Source organism: Psychrobacter sp. 78a-MNA-CIBAN-0178 (assembly GCF_040309625.1).
GTDB classification, from domain to species: domain Bacteria; phylum Pseudomonadota; class Gammaproteobacteria; order Pseudomonadales; family Moraxellaceae; genus Psychrobacter; species Psychrobacter okhotskensis.
In genome coordinates this window covers 1-272 of the sequence record NZ_JBEOOZ010000130.1, presented here as the reverse complement: position 1 = coordinate 272, position 272 = coordinate 1, and the positions used below count along the sequence as shown (strand labels likewise).

At 46.3% G+C, this 272-nt stretch carries 1 protein-coding gene; it reads right to left on the bottom strand.

The features are described from left to right. Positions 1-272 (bottom strand): phenylalanine--tRNA ligase subunit beta-related protein (locus tag AAEY80_RS14550; RefSeq protein WP_502945561.1); only part of this gene is annotated, 272 nt, incomplete at both ends.

Below are 272 nucleotides of genomic sequence, written 5' to 3'. Positions count from 1 at the left end.
ATGCTGTTCTGTTAGCGCTTGCACAACCTTATCAGTAGACGTTTTTATCACGTCATCAGACAAAGTCTGGCTGCTGTCTTGCCATACTAGTGCAAATGCCAGTGAGCGCTGACCTTCCGGTACTTTATCGCCTTGATAAACATCAAATAACCACAGATCCCTCAATAGCTCACCTGCAGCAGCACGAATCGTGGTTTCTAGTGTCTGCAAACTAATATCGCTATCGACTAGAATGGCAATATCGCGGCGTACTTGTGGGAACTTGCTAGGTG